Origin of the sequence: uncultured Eubacterium sp., from assembly GCF_934295145.1 — a bacterium.
Classification (GTDB): domain Bacteria; phylum Bacillota; class Clostridia; order Lachnospirales; family Lachnospiraceae; genus Eubacterium_I.
Genome location: NZ_CAKRAS010000061.1, coordinates 1 through 16,387, shown reverse-complemented (window position 1 = coordinate 16,387; position 16,387 = coordinate 1). Strand labels below are relative to the sequence as shown.

Here is a 16,387-nt window from a genome sequence, read left to right as displayed (position 1 = left end):
TGTCAGATGAACGCCCGAGACTCCGAAAAATTATGCGGTATCTTAACTGCCATCGGATATCAGGAGTCCGTATCCGAGGATGCAGATTTTGTTATTTACAATACATGTACTGTCCGGGAAAATGCAAACAATAAAGTATACGGACGTCTTGGTTACCTGCATGGATATAAGAAGAAAAATCCGCATATGATGATCGCACTTTGCGGATGTATGATGCAGGAAGAAAAAGTAGTAGAAAAGATCAAACAGAGCTATCGTTTTGTAGATTTGATTTTCGGCACACATAATATTTTCAAATTTGCGGAACTTTTGGTGCAGTCCATCGAGAATAAAAAGATGGTTGTTGATGTATGGGAAAATACAGACCAGATTGTAGAGCAGCTGCCGAATGAGCGTAAATTCCGTTTCAAGAGCGGTGTAAACATCATGTTTGGCTGCAACAATTTCTGCAGTTACTGTATTGTTCCGTATGTAAGAGGACGGGAGCGAAGCAGAGAGCCGCGCGAGATCATCCGTGAAATCGAGAACTTCGTAGCAGATGGTGTTGTGGAAGTTATGCTTCTGGGACAGAATGTCAATTCCTATGGAAAGAACCTGGATCATCCTATCACTTTTGCACAGCTTTTAGAGCAGATCGAGCAGATTGAGGGACTGGAGCGTATCCGTTTCATGACTTCTCATCCGAAGGATCTTTCCGATGAGCTGATTGAAGTAATGGCAAAATCAAAGAAAATCTGCAGACATCTGCATTTACCATTGCAGTCCGGCAGCAGCCGTCTGTTAAAAATTATGAACCGTCATTATGATAAAGATCAGTATCTGACTTTGGTGGATAAAATCCGCGCAGCGATTCCGGATATTGCACTGACTACAGATATCATTGTCGGATTCCCGGGTGAGACTGAGGAAGATTTTGAGGAAACAATGGACGTGGTACGTAAAGTGCGTTACGACAGCGCATTTACGTTTATTTATTCCAAACGTACCGGTACACCGGCAGCAAAAATGGAAGATCAGGTGCCAGAAGATGTGGTAAAGGAACGTTTTGACCGTCTGTTAAAGGAAGTACAGGAGATTGCGGCAGAGAAATCCGCACGCCTGACCGGTCAGGTGCAGGATGTATTGGTAGAGAGCATCAACCATCAGGATGACAGCCTGCTCACCGGACGACTTGGCAACAACAGCGTGGTACATTTTCCAGGCGGAAAAGAACTGATCGGACAGATTATTCCGGTACGTCTGGATGAATGTAAAGGGTTCTATTACATCGGAAGCAGGGCATAAGCATGGACAAAAAAATCGGTAAAAAAGAGATTTTATTACTGGTCATTATCTTTGTGGTGGCGGTGATCGGGTATTTTGTGTTTCAGAGGATGCAGAGTACACCCGGCGGACAGGTCAAAGTGACGGTAGACGGAACGGTGTACGGTACTTATAACCTGCACACGACAGGAGAAAAAGCGCAGAAAATCAAGATAAAAAGCTCAGATGGAACGGTGACAAATACCCTTGTGATCGAAAACGGAAAAGCAGATATGATCTCCGCGGATTGCCCGGATAAACTCTGTGTAAATCAGCATGCAATTTCCTCCAACGGGGAGACCATTGTATGCCTGCCAAATAAAGTTGTAGTGGAAGTGGAAGACGGGGAAGAAAGCCAGTTTGACACTCAGACGAAATAATAGAACAAGAGAACGAAGAAACAAAGAAGCATTTTTGAAAACAGATCGGCGATAAATGATATCAGAGTGAGATATAAAAGCTGATTGGAAAATGAATTGCTTCTAAAATGGAGTTTTTGATGTATTCATATATAAAAGGAACGTTAGAGGAAGTAAGTGAAAACCTGATCGTCGTGGAAAATAACGGTATTGGCTACAATATCCGTATTTCTGCCCGGATGCTGGATGAACTTCCGGCCCGGGGCGAACAGGTCAAAATCTATACCTATCTGTACGTGAAAGAAGATGCCTTTTCCCTGTTTGGTTTTCCAAGCAGAGACGAGCTGGAAATGTTTAAATTGCTGATTAATGTCAGCGGGATCGGTCCAAAAGGAGGACTGGCAGTTTTATCTGTATTGTCTGCAAATGATCTGCGTTTTGCCATCGTGGCAGAAGATGCCAAGACCATTTCCAAGGCGCCGGGCATCGGAAGCAAGACAGCAAAACGTCTGATCATTGAACTGAAGGATAAAATTGATCTGGAAGCAGCCATCGAGACCGGATTTGAGGAGATGGAGACACCGGCAGCAGGTGGAAGCAGCAACAACCGTATCCGCAAGGAAGCGTCTGAAGCACTTGTGGCACTGGGATACAGCGCGACAGAAGCATCTAAAGTGCTTTCCGGTATCGAGATTACAGAAGATGATGATGTGGAAAGCGTATTGAAGGCAGCATTGAAAAATATGGCATTATTTTAAGAGCGAGGAAGTTCATGGAGAAACGAGTCATTTCGACACAGATCCAGGAAGAGGATATGCAGACAGAATTCAGTCTGCGTCCGTTGTCACTGGAAGAATATGTCGGACAGGAAAAAATAAAAGGCACTCTGCGTGTCTATATCGAGGCGGCACGGCAGAGACAGGAACCGTTAGATCACGTACTGTTTTATGGACCGCCGGGACTTGGAAAGACTACACTTTCCGGTATTATCGCTAATGAAATGGGTGTACATATGAAGATCACTTCCGGTCCGGCCATTGCAAAGCCGGGAGAAATGGCATCAATTTTAAGCAATTTACAGGAAAATGATATTTTATTTGTGGATGAGATTCACCGTCTGAACCGTCAGGTGGAAGAGGTGCTGTACCCGGCCATGGAAGATTATGCCATTGATATTATGATTGGCAAGGGGGCATCCGCCCGTTCCATTCGACTGGATCTGCCGAAATTTACACTGGTTGGTGCGACCACCCGTGCAGGACTGCTTTCCGCACCGTTGAGAGATCGTTTTGGCGTGATCCAGCATCTGGAGTTTTATACTCCGGAGGAATTGCAGACAATCATCGTACAGTCGGCAAAGAAACTTGGTGTGGAGATTGAGCCGGAAGGTGCAGCAGAACTGGCAAAACGTTCCAGGGGAACGCCGCGACTGGCGAACCGTCTGTTGAAACGTGTCCGTGATTTTGCTCAGGTAAAATACGATGGCGTGATCACGAAGGAAGTCGCTTCCTTTGCACTGGATCTGCTGGAGGTGGACCGCTGTGGCCTGGATAAAAATGACCGGTTGATCCTGCTGACTATTATTCAGAAATTTGGCGGCGGTCCAGTGGGACTTGAGACGCTGGCAGCAGCAGTCGGAGAAGATTCCGGAACCATCGAGGACGTGTACGAGCCATATCTGGTAAAAAACGGATTCCTGAACCGTACACCAAAAGGTCGCGTGGCGACATCACTGGCCATCGAACATTTCAAAGATAATGATTAATCAAGATTTGGTGATCACAGACAGAAACTGTGAAAAGGGGAAGCAAAATGACAAAGAAATCAATGGTACAGGTTGTGATCGGCGGAAAAATCCTGACAATGGGCGGTTACGACGATGAGACCCATATTCAGAAAATTGCATCCTGCGTCAATCGTGTGATGCAGCAGATGGAGGAAGCGGATGAATACCGCTGTCTGCCGTCGGATCTGAAACCTGTATTTATTCATATCAATATCGCAGATGAACTTGTGACAGCCCAGGAACAGATTGAGCAGCTGGAACAGGATCTGCGCCAGAAAGAAAACGAACTGGCAGAACTGAAACAGGAACTGGCAGAGACAGAAGTAAGACTTGAAAAACTGGAAGGACATAAAAAACGATGAAGCATGAACTGTTAGCGCCGGCAGGCTCACTGGAAATTTGTAAAGCAGTTATGAATGCCGGAGCAGATGCGGTATATCTGGGTGGCGATAAATTTGGTGCCCGTGCCTTTGCAAAAAATTTTAGCCAGGATGACCTGAAAGAGGCACTGGATTTTGCACATATGCGGGGAAAAAAGATTTTTCTCACCGTCAATACCTTATTGAAAAATAAAGAAATCGGAACAGAACTGTTTTCCTATCTGCAGCCGCTGTATGAATATGGCCTGGATGCAGTGATCGTACAGGACTATGGTGTATTTCAGTTTATTCGCAGAAACTTCCCGGAACTTCCGCTGCATGCAAGTACCCAGATGTCGGTATCCAATGTGGCCGGAGCAAAATTCCTGATGGAGCACGGCGCAGAGCGAATCGTAACAGCCCGTGAATTGTCCAGTGCGGAGATCCGCCGGATTTATGATGAGACAGGTGTGGAGATTGAAAGTTTTATCCACGGAGCGCTCTGCTATTGTTATTCCGGTCAGTGTCTGATGAGCAGTATGCTTGGCGGACGGAGCGGAAACCGCGGCCGTTGTGCACAGCCTTGCCGGCTGGCTTATCAGGTGACGGATGCCCGGGGCAATCTGTTACATAAGAAAGAAAAATATCCGTTGAGTCCAAAAGACCTGTGTACCATCGAATTACTTCCTGAATTATGTGAAAGCGGCATTTACTCTTTCAAAATTGAGGGAAGAATGAAAAAACTGGAGTACGCAGCCGGGGTCACATCGATTTATCGTAAATACCTGGATCTGTATGAGGAATCACCGGAATCTTATAAAGTAGAGGAAGCGGATATGGAACGTCTGCTTTTACTCGGAAACCGAAACGGATTTACAAAAGGCTACTATGAGATGCGAAACGGCCGTTCTATGATGACGTTGACAGATTCTTCTCACAGCAGCAACGATGCAAAAATGGCCTATCAGCCGGCAGCGGAACGGAAACTTCCGGTGCGGATGCAGGCTGTATTTCATGCGGATCAGCCGATGGAGTTATCCGTGACACTAATGGATGGCGAAACAAATACATCGGCAGTTACTGTGACCGGAGTCTGTCCGGGCCTGGCTCAGAACCGCCCATTATCCCGGGAGGAACTGGAAAAGAGACTGCGCAAGACCGGAGATACCCCATTCGAGGCGGAAGAACTGGAAATCAGCCTGGAGGATGGGCTGTTTGTTCCGGTGGGACAGTTAAATGAACTGCGCAGAAGTGCATTAGAACAGTTACAGGATCAGCTGTTGGAACAGGGACGAAGAAAAGCACCTGCAAAACAGCAGGAAAATCCGTATGAATTTAAAGGTACAGCATCAGACACCGAAGATGGAAAGCCACTGCTGAATGTGTGGATCTCTTCGACAAAACATCTTCCGATACTGTTGCAGAATCCGAGTGTTGGAATGATCACACTGGAGGACTGTGGAACAGAACAGCGCCTTGTGGAGCAGATTCATCAGGCAGGAAAACAGGCAGGCTTTGCTTTCCCTTATGTTCTGCGTGAAAATTCCGAGGGAATGTTGCAGAAAGTAGCCGCAGATTTGCAGGTTTTTGACAAAATCTGGGTGCGCAGTTATGACGGCATCGGATTTGCAGAAGAAACGCTTGGAATCCCGACAGAAAAACTGGCGCTGGATGCAGGATTGTATGTATTTTCTAATGAGGCAGCCGCAGATTTCCTGACAGATGGATTTGCGGGTTATACGGCATCTCAGGAGCTGAACAGCAAAGAACTGGTGCATATGCAAAATGAACAGGCGGAGCTGATGCTTTATGGTTATGCGCCGCTGATGATATCTGCACAGTGTGTATACAAAAATTATGCATCCTGTATCAAAGAAAAGCATGGCGCAGGAGCACAAAATGAGCATTTATATCTGAATGACCGTTATCAGAAGCAGTTTGAAGTGGTGCGTAACTGCAGACACTGCTATAACGTGATCTACAACAGTCAGCCGACCAGCCTGCTTCATCAGACAAAAACTATCCGCAATCTGAATTTTGCTTCCTACCGGATCGTATTCCGAAATGAGAGCGAGCGGAAGATACAGGAAATTCTGAATCAGTATGCGGATGCCTTTATCGGTGGGAAAGAGGTTCCGGCACCAAAAGAGGGAACCTTTACCAACGGACATTTTCGAAGAGGCGTTGACTGACGCACAAGTAAGGAGAAATTATGATACATTTGATCACAGAATTATCTAAATATGTGATGATCATTCTTTTTGCTATTTACACCTGGTACAGTTATGTAGTACTGGTTGTAAAAAACGAAGAACGGCAGAAGCGGATGTATAAAGCACAGACCACCTGTATGATGCTGATCCATCTGGATGCATTCATGGTTCTGTTTGCCGTGACCAAAGAACTGAAGATTCTGATCTTTTACGGAGCACAGGTGCTGTTTGTCCTGTTTTTGTTCCTGATCTATCGGATCATATACAAGCGGGCAGCACGGCTGGTTGTAAATCATATGTGTATGCTGATGCTGATCGGATTTATTATCCTGACCAGATTAAATTTTGAGAATGCGATCCGCCAGTTTGAAATTGCGGTTGCAGCGGCAGTGATCTCAGCATTTATCCCGATTCTGGTCAGAAAATTGAAATTTTTAAGGAAATTTACCTGGTTTTACTGTGCCATCGGTGTGGTAGCACTTGGAATCGTTCTTGTACTTGGAAAAATGAGTGGCGGTGCACATCTGTCCTTTACCGTTGCAGGTATTACACTGCAGCCTTCCGAGTTTGTAAAAATTATATTTGTTTTTTTTGTGGCCTGCATGTTGTACGAAGCGACAGATTTCCGACAGGTATGTATTACCACTGTTGCAGCGGCGGTGCATGTGGGAATCCTCGTATTGTCTACAGACCTTGGAGCGGCCTTGATCTTCTTTTTAACCTATGTGGTAATGTTGTATGTAGCAACCCGGAAACCGGTATATTTTTTCGGTGGCCTTGGTGTGGGATGCCTGGCCGCAATCGCCGGATCGAAGCTGTTTTCCCATGTGCGGGTGCGAATCGAGGCATGGAAAGATCCTTTTGCATCCATTCATGGCGGCGGCTGGCAGGTGGCACAGGCTTTATTTGCCATTGGAACCGGCGGTTGGTTCGGCATGGGACTCTATCAGGGAATGCCAGATAAAATACCACTGGGAGCATCTGACTTTGTGTTTGCATCCATTTCAGAAGAGATGGGTGGAGCCTTTGCGGTATGCATTGTATTAGTATGTTTCAGCTGCTTCCTGATGTTTCTGAATATTGCGATGCAGATCAAAGATCAGTTTTATAAGCTGATCGCACTGGGACTTGGCTGCGTATACGGTGTTCAGGTGTTTTTAAATGTTGGTGGTGTTATAAAATTCATTCCGTCAACAGGACTGACCCTTCCACTGATCAGTTACGGAGGAAGTTCCATTTTGTGTACGATGGTCATGTTTGCCATTATTCAGGGACTGTATATTATGAGGCAGGATGAAGAAGGAGAATTCGATGAGCAGAAGAATCGAGGACGAAAACAAAAGAAGAAAAACGGCCCGAAGCAAAGCATCGACCGGAAAAAACAGCAGAAGCCGAAGGACAAATCAGGTCAGACAGGGTATCGAGATCATGAATCTGGATCAGGCAGAACGCGAAACGGCAGGTCCTCGCGGTTCGATGAGAAGGAAGTCGAGGAAATCTGGTAGAAATCTGGAATTTCTGATCATTACCTATCTGTTTCTGGCAATCTTTATCGGAATGATCGGCTATTTTGTATATTTTCAGCTGGTAAAAAGTGAGAGTGTCATCAACAGTTCCTATAACTCCCGTCTGGATCTGTATGCGGAGCATGTCATCCGGGGAGATATCACAACGGCGGATGGCACAGTGCTTGCGACCACAAAGACAAACGACGACGGAAACGAGACCAGGGAATATCCATATGGCCGTATGTTTGCTCATGTGGTTGGATATATGAACAATGGAAAAGGCGGGCTGGAGTCTCAGTATAATTTCAATCTGCTGCGTTCCCATTCCTTTTTCCTGACCCAGATCATCAACGATCTCAAAGATGAGAAAAATCAGGGAGACACCCTTGTGACTACACTGGATTACGATGTGCAGAAGACAGCTTATAATGCACTTGGTGACCGGGATGGCGCAGTGGTTGTCATGGAGGCAAAGACCGGAAAAATCCTTGCCATGGTGTCAAAACCGGATTATGATCCGAATACACTGGCGGATAAATGGGATGATATCGTGTCGGATGAAACCAGTAGTGTGCTGTTAAATCGTGTTACTTCCGGTTTATATCCACCGGGATCTACGTTTAAGATTTTTACTACACTGGAATACATACATGAAAATCCAAACTATCAGGATTATCGTTTTGACTGTGAAGGTGAATTAAATGTGGATGGCAATGAGATCCACTGTTATCACAAAGCAGTACATGGACAGGAAAACTTGAAGGATTCCTTTGCAAATTCCTGTAATACCTCTTTTTCCAATATCGGTCTGTCACTGGATATTTCCAGTTTCCGAAACCTGTGTGAGAGTATGATGTTCAATCAGAAACTGCCGGGAAGCCTTGCAGGAAGCAAGAGCAGCTTTGCACTGACTGCAGATGCGGATAAAGGCAAGATCATGCAGACTTCCATTGGTCAGGGTGATACGCTGGTATCTCCGCTTCATATGGTGTTTGTGGCAGGTGCGATTGCAAATAATGGTGTGGCAATGGAGCCTTACGTGGTAGATCATGTGGAAAATGACGGCGGAATCCATGTAAAAAATTATAAAGAAAAAGAATACGGGCAGCTGATTTCATCTTCCGATGCAGCACTGCTTCAGGACTTTATGCGTGGCGTGGTAGAAAACGGAACCGGAAAAGCATTAAACGGTCAGAGTTATACCGCATACGGCAAGACAGGATCTGCCGAGTATAACAGTGCCGGTGACAGCCATGGATGGTTCGTCGGTTACGGTCAAAAGAATGGCTATAATGATATCGCCATTGCGGTTGTAGTAGAGGATGGCGGATCCGGAAGCCAGTCCGCGGTACCGGTGACAAAACAGATTTTTGACGTATATTTCAACAAATAAAAATAGGCGAGGTATTGCAAGTTAACTCCAAAAGGCGTATACTTAAAACCAGATTTGAGACCACATCGGGAGGGCTTGCAATGATAGAAGCAACCAGTTGTGGCGGTGTGGTTATATTCCGTGGTAAGATTCTGTTGCTGTATAAAAATTATCGTAACAAATATGAAGGCTGGGTTTTGCCGAAAGGAACGGTAGAAGCCGGCGAGGAGTATAAGGATACTGCTGCAAGAGAAGTCAGAGAGGAGACTGGCGTAGATGCCTCCATTATAAAATATGTGGGAAAGAGCCAGTATACATTTACAGTTCCTGAGGATACTGTAGAAAAACAGGTGCATTGGTACCTGATGATGGCGGACAGTTATTATAGCAAACCGCAACGCGAAGAATATTTCGTGGATTCCGGTTATTATAAATATCATGAAGCCTACCATCTGCTGAAATTTGCAAATGAGAAACAGATTCTGGAAAAAGCTTATCAAGAGTATCTTGACCTGAAACGGAGCAATCTGTGGGGAACAAAGAAGTATTTTTAGAATCCGGAGTAGACAGAATTAGTAAAACAATCTGGCCAGATGGTTTTATTAATTCTGTTCTTTGTATATGTGAAAAAATTTCAGTTAAAACTATAATTGAGGGAACATTACATGTATTGGTACAGAGATTTATATTTTGATAAAAAATATATTCACCATATCAATCGATTGAAATATAAGATTGAACATGGAAAAGCGCATAAGGGAGTATATCTGATCAATCTGCCAAAGCGTGAGGGTGCCCTGCTGGAACTGATCCCGAGTATCTTGCTGCAGCAGAGTCGCTATCCACGGGAATCCCTTTGCATCATTGGAATGGGAAAAAGCAGAGGGCAGGCGTTAGAGCTGATGCGTCAGATCATCGATACGGTGTATCATGAACAGGGGAATTTTGATATCGCCTCTTATCTGCAGATTGAGCAGAAACCGATTCCCGGGGAAGAGGTGATGCAGACATGATGATTTTTTTTACGATCTTAAAGATCATAGGCATTGTTCTCTGTGTGATCCTTGGAATCATTGCGGTGGTTTTATTTGTGCCTGTCTGCTATGAACTGGATGCAGATATTGATCAAAAGGAATTCAAAGCCAGGGTTCACTGGCTGGGGCAGCTGGTCCGATTTGAGTTTCGCTGGAAGGAAAAGGCTTATGCTGTGTTGAAGATCCTGTGGTTTGTGATTGATTTTACAGATCCGGAGGCAGTAGCGGACAGAAAGGCGAAAAAAGAAGCAAAAGCCCGGAAGAAACAGTTAAAGCAACAGAAGAAAGAAGCCAAAGAGCGAAAGAAACAGGTGCGTCAGAACGAAAAACAGAAGCAGCAGGAAGCAGCGGATCGGGATGCGAGGGCGCAGCAGAGAGAAGAATTCCGCAGACAACAGGGAGAAGCTGTTGAAAGTGAAAACAGAGCAGAAGCTTCGGATTCTTCAGGAGAAACAGAAGAGATTACAGAAAGAACTGATAAAGTTGTTAAAAAAAGCAACGAAAAAGTATCAGCAGAACAGGAAGATATCCGTTCAGAAAATGTGAATGAAGAAAAGCAATCTGTTCTGGATAAATTGAAATCGGCTCATGGAAAGGCAAATTCCATCAAGGACAAAGTGAAAAGTGGCATTGCCGTTATTCAGTTTTTACGGGAACAGGAACTGATCCCGGCCATCTGGGTGAAATTAAAAGTATTTCTCCTGCATATCCGGCCGAGAGTCCTGCAAGGACATCTGAAATTTGGCTTATCAAATCCGGCGGACACCGGACAGGTACTTGGCGGAATCGCCATGGTTCCCTTATTCTATCAGACGGAACTGCAGATCGAACCGGATTTTGAAGCAGAGGACAATTATATACAGGGTCAGGTGTACAGCCGGGGACATATGTGCTGCATCCATCTTGTGATTTTGATCATTCGGCTGCTCAGGGACAAGAAAATACGCAATATGATTCATGCGATAAGAGAGAACAAATAACAGGAGGTATCAGAAAAATGGCAGAGAATAAAAATACATTTCAAACAACAGTGGAATCTCTGATGAAAGGAATGGATGGATTTGTATCTTCAAAAACGGTGGTCGGTGAGCCGATTCAGGTAGGAGAGACCATCATTCTTCCACTGGTGGACGTATCCTTTGGCATGGGTGCCGGCGCATTTTGTGGGGAAAAGAAAAAAAACAGTGGCGGCGGTATCGGTGGAAAGATGTCTCCAAGCTCCGTGCTGGTGATCCAGAATGGAAGCACCCGTCTGGTCAGTGTAAAAAATCAGGATGGCATTTCCAAGCTGCTTGACATGATACCGGATTTTGTTGACAAATTTATGAAGAAGATGGATGAAAAAAAGAATCCGGAAGAGGCAGAAGCCAGAAAAGAGGCAAAAAAGGAAGCTGCTGAAGAAATGAAAGATATGCTCAATCTCAGTGAAGAATAGAATCTTCCCTGAGATAATATTATAAGTGGTAAAATCCCCTGCATTATCATAAGATAGTGCAGGGGATTTTTTATGTGTAACAGAACGACCAAACAACTGGCAGGATTTATCCTGTTTTGGATTGGCATCGGTATGCTCATTATGCTGTTTATGCCAAATGACTTTGTTGGAATCTTGATCGCCAGCGGATTTATGCTGCTGGGGTATACTCTATATTGTAAAACGTAAAAATGACTGGCAGATATCTGCCAGTCACCTCAATGTTTTTTCTTATGCTCTTTCAACTTTGTTGGATCTCAGACAAGAAGCACAAACGTATAATGATTTATGAGTACCATTAACATTACATTTAACTTTCTTGATGTTTGATTTCCACATTCTATTAGATCTTCTATGAGAATGACTCACATTGTTTCCGAAATGAGCGCCTTTTCCACAAACACTGCACTTTGCCATGATTGCACCTCCTTGCGTTTACTAAGTTCGTATGTTCTGCGAACTCACAACAAATGTATTCTATCAGATGAATTCCAATAATGCAACAATTATTTTGAAAAAAATGAAAAAAATTCGGAAAACTTGATATATTTTTGATTTCACTATTCCTTTTTTGTGAAAAAATGGGTATAATAAGGCATATATGAAAATATGGGCAAGACTGCACATTAAGAGTTAGGATATATTTACGTATTCTGATGCAGGAATATTGCCTGAAAATAAAAAGCGTGGAGGAGCAAGTATGAGAGGTCAGTTTGAAAATTCTCTTGGAACGGTTAGTATAGATTCGGAAGTAGTAGCAACCTATGCCGGTTCTGTGGCCGTAGAATGTTTTGGTATCGTAGGAATGGCAGCTGTCAATATGAAAGATGGTCTTGTAAAATTGTTAAAAAAGGATTATCTTCATCATGGTATCTCTGTAAAGATTGAAGAGAATAATCGGATCACACTGGATTTCCATGTGATCGTATCATACGGTGTAAGTATTTCCACCGTATCAGATAATCTGATTTCCACCGTAAAATATAAAGTGGAAGAATTCACCGGTATGAAGATCGAGAAAATCAATATCTTTGTAGAAGGTGTCAGAGTCATTGATTAAGGAGGAATTGAGTGTGGATATACAGACAATAGATGCAGCGCTTCTGTCAAAAATGTTTTTAGCAGGAGCGAAGAATCTGGAAGCAAAGAAAGAGTGGATCAACGAGCTGAATGTGTTTCCAGTTCCGGATGGTGATACCGGTACAAACATGAGCATGACGATCATTTCCGCAGCAAAGGAAGTCGCTGCTGTGGAGAAACCGGTAATGAAAGATCTTGCAAAAGCAATTTCATCCGGTTCTCTGCGTGGAGCACGCGGAAACTCAGGTGTTATTCTGTCCCAGTTGTTCCGTGGATTTACAAAGACCATCAAGCATTATGATGAGATCGATAAACTTGTTCTGTGTGAAGCTTTCCAGAAAGCATGTGAGACTGCCTACAAAGCGGTTATGAAACCAAAGGAAGGAACAATCCTTACCGTTGCCAAAGGCGCAGCTGAGAAGGCTCTGGAACTTTCCTGTGATGATGATTACAACATGGAGCAGTACATTGCCGCTATCATTGCAGAAGCAGAGCGTGTGCTGGCTCTGACACCGGAGATGCTTCCGGTATTAAAACAGGCAGGTGTTGTGGATTCCGGCGGACAGGGACTGGTAGAAGTCCTGAAAGGTGCGCAGGATGCATTTCTTGGCAAAGAGATTGATTATACCATCGAAGCTGCTCCGGCATCTTCCGGTGTGGTTAAAATCTCCGCACAGACAGAAGCAGAGATCAAATTTGGTTACTGTACTGAGTTTATCATTGTATTAAACAAACCGCTGACAGAGGCAGAAGAGGACGAGTACCGTGCATTCCTGCAGTCCATGGGTGATTCCATCGTACTGGTGGCTGACGAGGAAATCGTAAAGACACATGTACATACCAATGATCCGGGACTGGTATTACAGAAAGCACTGACCTTTGGTTCCTTAAGCCGCATCAAAATTGACAACATGCGTGAAGAGCATCAGGAAAAACTGATCAAAGACGCAGAGAAACTTGCAAAAGAGCAGGAAAAAGAAGCGGAAGAGAAGGCAAAAGCAGCGGAAGGCCCGAAAAAAGACATGGGATTTATCGCAGTTTCCATCGGTGAGGGTGTCAACGAGGTATTTAACGGACTTGGCGTAGACTATCTGATCGAAGGTGGACAGACAATGAACCCGAGTACTGAGGATATGCTGAATGCCATTGAGCATGTAAATGCAGACCATATCTTCATCTTCCCGAATAATAAAAACATTATTCTGGCAGCAAATCAGGCAGCAATGCTTGTGGAAGACAAAGACATCATTGTCATCCCGACAAAGACAATCCCGCAGGGAATTTCCGCAATGATCAACTTCATTCCGGAGCAGTCCCCGGAGGAGAATAAAGACAACATGCTGGAAGCGATCGCAGCAGTAAAAACCGGACAGGTTACGTATGCAGTCCGTGATACCGTGATCGATGACAAAGAGATCAAAGAGGGCGATTACATGGGAATCGGCGATTCCTCCATCCTTTCCGTCGGTGCAGACCGCGAGGATGTTACCAAAGATATGGTAGCCCAGATGATCGACGAAGAATCCGCCTTCATTTGTATTTATTATGGAGAGGAAGTACTTCCGGAAGCTGTCAATGCATTACAGAAATACTTTGAGGAGACTTATCCGGAGTGTGAAGTAGAAGTACAGTTCGGTGGTCAGCCGATTTACTATTACGTTATTTCTGTAGAGTAAGGAGTTTATATGAATCTTAATTCCCCTGTTCGTGAAATCAAAGGAATCGGGGCGAAAACAGAACAGTTATTTCAACAGTTAGGAGTATACACCGTCGGTGATATACTCCTATATTTTCCCCGTGATTATGAAAAATATCCGGATCTGTGTGAGGTGGAACAGGTGGTGGAAGGCAGAAAAAACGCTTTGCATGTCTGTGTAAAAAAGACACCCACTGTCAATACCCATTCCCGCCAGCAGGTGGCCTTGCTGGACGTAAAAGGCGAGAATCAAACCCTGCGCCTGATCTGGTTTCGCAGTCCTTATATCCGATCACTGATTCGCCCCGGCGGATGGTATGTCTTTTATGGAAAGGTCAACCAGAAAGAGGACCGTCTGACCATGGAACAGCCCCAGATTTTCAGCCTGGGACAGTATGAGGCATTGCAAAAGACCTTGCAGCCGCATTATAGCCTGACAAAAGGTGTTACCAACAACTTAATTGTAAAAACAGTGCATGCCGCCATGGAGGAAATTCCGTTAGAGATGGAATATCTGCCGGAGGATATCCGCATCCGCAATCATCTCAGCGAGTACAATTTTGCACTGAAAAACATGCATTTTCCGGAAAATGAGGAAAACTGTATTATTGCCAGAAATCGTTTTGTATTTGACGAGTTTTTCTTCTTCCTGCTCAGTATGCAGTTATCAAAAGAGAATACACAAAAATTAAAAAACGAGTTTACTTTCGCAGATGATTCCTTTGTGGAAGATCTGATGAACGGTCTGCCCTATGAGCTGACCGGCGCACAGAAGCGTGCAGTGGCGCAGATTCGCTCTGATCTGCGGGAACCGTGCATTATGCAGCGACTGGTGCAGGGGGATGTTGGTTCCGGTAAGACAATAGTAGCTTTTCTGTCCATGCTGGAAGTGGCGCACAATGGCTATCAGGCAGCAATCATGGCGCCTACAGAAGTACTGGCGCAGCAGCATTATGAAAAACTGACACAATTTCTGGAAGCAAATAGCATAGAGATTCCGGTGGTGTTGCTAACTGGTTCCATGGGTGTGAAAGCCCGCAGGGCAGCCTCTGCAGTTCTGGAATCCGATCAGCCAGCCCTAGTCGTAGGAACACATGCGTTAATTCAGGAAAACGTGCAGTATAGGAATCTGGCACTGGTTATCACCGACGAGCAGCATCGTTTCGGAGTAAAGCAGAGAGAGACCTTTTCCTTAAAAGGTTCCCATCCGCATATTTTGGTTATGAGTGCGACACCGATTCCGCGAACATTAGCCATTATTTTATACGGTGATTTGGATATTTCCGTGATCGATGAAGTACCTGCAAAGCGGCTTCCAATCAAAAACTGCGTGGTGAATACGTCCTATCGTAAGACCGCATACAAATTTATGGAAAAAGAGATCCGCGCCGGACATCAGGTATATGTGATCTGTCCGCTGGTAGAGGAAAGTGAACTGGCAGAAGGCGAAAACGTTCTGGATTATGCGGCGCAGCTGCAACAGATTTTTCCATCGGATATCAAAGTTGGTATGCTGCATGGGAAAATGAAACCGGATGAAAAAAATGCCGTGATGCAGGAATTTCAGGAGAACAAAATCCAGATACTGGTGTCAACGACGGTTGTGGAAGTTGGTGTGGACGTACCAAATGCCACTGTCATGATGATTGAAAATGCAGAGCGGTTCGGCCTGGCTCAGCTGCATCAGCTGCGGGGGCGTGTCGGCCGTGGTGATGCGCAGTCTTACTGCATATTAATGCAGGGCAAGGAAGAGCAGACGAAAAATAAACGTCTGGAGATTTTAAATAAATCCAATGACGGTTTCTTTATCGCCGGTGAAGACCTGAAGCTGCGTGGCCCAGGCGATTTCTTTGGCATCCGCCAGAGTGGAGATTATCAGTTCCAACTGGCAGATGTGTTTCAGGATGCGGATGTGCTGAGCAAAGCTTCCTATGAGGTGTCGGTGCTTATGAAAGAAGATCCGCATCTGGAGAAGGAAGAGCATCAGAGACTGCTGGTGCGGCTGCGGCAGTATGCCGGGGATCAGTTCTCGTTGTTGAATTTGTAACGTGTATTTTGCGTGATATATCCTTAAAATCAGATTTGAGGATGAAAAGAAAATTATCAATATGTAACAAGAAAAGTTCGATTTCAGAGTTTGAAATCGAACTTTTTTGTTACTATTATACAAAAATAAAATGTGAATTTCGTAGAATACAGAATTC

Annotated in this window: 17 protein-coding genes; 16 read left to right on the top strand and 1 reads right to left on the bottom strand. The window is 44.6% G+C overall.

Going from position 1 to position 16,387, the window contains the following annotated elements:
* The 13 genes from miaB to Q0I54_RS11145 form a co-directional block, all read left to right on the top strand.
* Positions 1-1,284: tRNA (N6-isopentenyl adenosine(37)-C2)-methylthiotransferase MiaB (gene miaB / locus Q0I54_RS11205; protein ID WP_296118715.1), on the top strand; the 1,284-nt coding region annotated here is incomplete at its 5' end.
* 2 nt (positions 1,285-1,286) lie between these two features.
* Complete coding sequence (locus tag Q0I54_RS11200) at positions 1,287-1,682, top strand: NusG domain II-containing protein (protein WP_296118714.1); 396 nt, start codon at positions 1,287-1,289, stop codon at positions 1,680-1,682.
* Positions 1,683-1,801: 119 nt separating this feature from the next.
* Positions 1,802-2,419, top strand: coding sequence for a Holliday junction branch migration protein RuvA (gene ruvA, locus Q0I54_RS11195; RefSeq protein WP_296118713.1), 618 nt, complete (start codon positions 1,802-1,804; stop codon positions 2,417-2,419).
* A 14-nt stretch (positions 2,420-2,433) separates the two neighbouring features.
* Positions 2,434-3,426 carry a Holliday junction branch migration DNA helicase RuvB gene (ruvB, locus tag Q0I54_RS11190; RefSeq protein ID WP_296118711.1) on the top strand — a complete coding sequence of 331 codons (993 nt, stop codon included), beginning with the start codon at positions 2,434-2,436 and terminating at the stop codon, positions 3,424-3,426.
* Positions 3,427-3,473: 47 nt separating this feature from the next.
* Positions 3,474-3,809 carry a cell division protein ZapA gene (locus Q0I54_RS11185; protein WP_296118709.1) on the top strand — a complete coding sequence of 112 codons (336 nt, stop codon included), beginning with the start codon at positions 3,474-3,476 and terminating at the stop codon, positions 3,807-3,809.
* A complete protein-coding gene (locus tag Q0I54_RS11180) occupies positions 3,806-5,998 on the top strand; it encodes a U32 family peptidase (protein ID WP_296118708.1) in 2,193 nt (730 codons plus the stop codon). Before Q0I54_RS11185 ends, Q0I54_RS11180 begins: the two co-directional genes overlap by 4 nt.
* Positions 5,999-6,018: 20 nt before the next feature.
* Positions 6,019-7,524 (top strand): FtsW/RodA/SpoVE family cell cycle protein, encoded by a 1,506-nt coding sequence (locus tag Q0I54_RS11175; RefSeq protein ID WP_296118706.1) that lies wholly within the window; start codon positions 6,019-6,021, stop codon positions 7,522-7,524.
* Positions 7,448-8,920 carry a penicillin-binding protein 2 gene (locus tag Q0I54_RS11170; protein ID WP_296118716.1) on the top strand — a complete coding sequence of 491 codons (1,473 nt, stop codon included), beginning with the start codon at positions 7,448-7,450 and terminating at the stop codon, positions 8,918-8,920. The genes Q0I54_RS11175 and Q0I54_RS11170 overlap by 77 nt, the downstream gene beginning before the upstream one ends.
* 80 nt (positions 8,921-9,000) lie before the next feature.
* On the top strand, positions 9,001-9,453 hold the full coding sequence (locus Q0I54_RS11165; RefSeq protein ID WP_294785200.1) for an NUDIX hydrolase: 453 nt from the start codon (positions 9,001-9,003) through the stop codon (positions 9,451-9,453).
* A 111-nt stretch (positions 9,454-9,564) separates the two neighbouring features.
* Complete coding sequence (locus Q0I54_RS11160) at positions 9,565-9,912, top strand: hypothetical protein (RefSeq protein ID WP_296118705.1); 348 nt, start codon at positions 9,565-9,567, stop codon at positions 9,910-9,912.
* Positions 9,909-10,913 carry a DUF2953 domain-containing protein gene (locus Q0I54_RS11155; protein ID WP_296118704.1) on the top strand — a complete coding sequence of 335 codons (1,005 nt, stop codon included), beginning with the start codon at positions 9,909-9,911 and terminating at the stop codon, positions 10,911-10,913. Before Q0I54_RS11160 ends, Q0I54_RS11155 begins: the two co-directional genes overlap by 4 nt.
* A gap of 17 nt (positions 10,914-10,930) precedes the next feature.
* Positions 10,931-11,368, top strand: a complete 438-nt coding sequence (locus Q0I54_RS11150; protein WP_294785206.1) for a GerW family sporulation protein — start codon at positions 10,931-10,933, stop codon at positions 11,366-11,368.
* Between the two features lie 72 nt (positions 11,369-11,440).
* Positions 11,441-11,596, top strand: a complete 156-nt coding sequence (locus Q0I54_RS11145; protein WP_296118703.1) for a hypothetical protein — start codon at positions 11,441-11,443, stop codon at positions 11,594-11,596.
* A gap of 42 nt (positions 11,597-11,638) precedes the next feature.
* Here Q0I54_RS11145 and rpmB read toward each other — a convergent pair whose 3' ends face one another.
* Positions 11,639-11,824, bottom strand: a complete 186-nt coding sequence (gene rpmB / locus Q0I54_RS11140) for a 50S ribosomal protein L28 (protein WP_177976359.1) — start codon at positions 11,822-11,824, stop codon at positions 11,639-11,641.
* A gap of 283 nt (positions 11,825-12,107) precedes the next feature.
* On the opposite strand from rpmB, the gene Q0I54_RS11135 reads away from it, so the two are divergent.
* From Q0I54_RS11135 to recG, 3 genes are read left to right on the top strand one after another with little or no spacing between them, the layout of a single operon-like run.
* Complete coding sequence (locus tag Q0I54_RS11135; RefSeq protein WP_022036706.1) at positions 12,108-12,467, top strand: Asp23/Gls24 family envelope stress response protein; 360 nt, start codon at positions 12,108-12,110, stop codon at positions 12,465-12,467.
* 13 nt (positions 12,468-12,480) lie between these two features.
* Complete coding sequence (locus tag Q0I54_RS11130) at positions 12,481-14,163, top strand: DAK2 domain-containing protein (RefSeq protein ID WP_296118701.1); 1,683 nt, start codon at positions 12,481-12,483, stop codon at positions 14,161-14,163.
* Between the two features lie 9 nt (positions 14,164-14,172).
* Complete coding sequence (gene recG / locus Q0I54_RS11125) at positions 14,173-16,230, top strand: ATP-dependent DNA helicase RecG (protein ID WP_296118699.1); 2,058 nt, start codon at positions 14,173-14,175, stop codon at positions 16,228-16,230.
* Positions 16,231-16,387: the final 157 nt, after the last annotated feature.